1 protein-coding gene is annotated in these 1,152 nt (G+C 62.4%); it reads left to right on the forward strand.

Annotated elements, in window-relative coordinates:
- Positions 1-89: 89 nt before the first annotated feature.
- Positions 90-1,152 (forward strand): IS481 family transposase (locus H8B02_RS47380; protein WP_229172528.1); only part of this gene is annotated, 1,063 nt, incomplete at its 3' end.

A 1,152-nucleotide genomic window follows, 5' to 3' on the forward strand; every position in this document is an offset into this window, starting at 1 on the left:
TGTTTAGACCGGACAGATCACTGACAGGTGTTCGGAGACATAGCTGACACATCAAAATTGGCTGGATTGGTCGATTCGGGAGGCCGTCCATGCCGTGGAACGAGGTGTCAGTGATGGATCAGCGACGAGAGTTTGTGCGGCTTGCTCTGCAGGAAGGAGCTAACCGGCGAGAGCTGTGCCGGCGATTCGGGATCAGTCCTGATGTCGGCTACAAGTGGCTGAAGCGGTGGCAGGCTGGCGATCGGGAACTGGCTAATCAGTCCTGTCGACCGAAGACGATGCCCAAGCGCAGTGCGATCGCGCTGGAGGCGCAGGTGGTGGCGGTCCGCGACAAGCATCCGGCCTGGGGAGCGCGCAAGATCGCCCATTGCCTGAAGCGGGATGGGCAGGTTGTGCCGGTGGTTTCCACGGTGCATCGGATCCTGTGCCGGCACGAGCGGATCAAGCCGGGTGAGAAGGCGCCGCCCAGTCCGCCAGGCCATCGCTTTGAGAAGGAGGCACCCAATCAGCTGTGGCAGATGGACTTCAAGGGCCACATGCCTCTCGGCAACGGGACGCGGTGCCATCCGCTGACCATGGTGGACGATCACTCGCGCTATGCTCTGTGCCTGAAGGCATGTGCCAATGAGCAGCGCCTCAACGTGCAGAAGCATCTGACCGATACCTTTCGCCGCTATGGCCTGCCGGACGCCTTCTACATCGACAATGGCTCGCCTTGGGGCGATACCTCCGGCGCTCGCTGGACCGCGCTGAAGGTATGGTTGCTCAAGCTCGGCATCCGCGTGGTGCATGCCAGGCCGTGTCACCCGCAGGGCCGCGGCAAGAACGAGCGCTTCCATCGCAGCCTGAAGGCGGAAGTGTTTGCCCTGCGCTCGTTCTGCACTCTGCCGGAAGTCCAGCGTGCCCTGGATAGTTGGCGCACACTCTACAATTTGGAGCGGCCTCACGAGGGGCTCGGCATGGCTGTCCCGGCCGACCGCTACCGGCCGAGTTCTCGCGCCATGCCGAACCGTATTCCGAAGGTCGAATACGATACCGGAGAGATCGTTCGAACCGTCTCCCCGACGCGGAGCTACGTCGCCTTCCGGGGACAGATGTGGAAAGTCCCGCAAGCCTTCTGCGGTGAGCGCCTTGCGATCAGACCGCTCGATT

Origin of the sequence: Bradyrhizobium altum (assembly GCF_020889705.1) — a bacterium.
Lineage (GTDB): Bacteria > Pseudomonadota > Alphaproteobacteria > Rhizobiales > Xanthobacteraceae > Bradyrhizobium > Bradyrhizobium altum.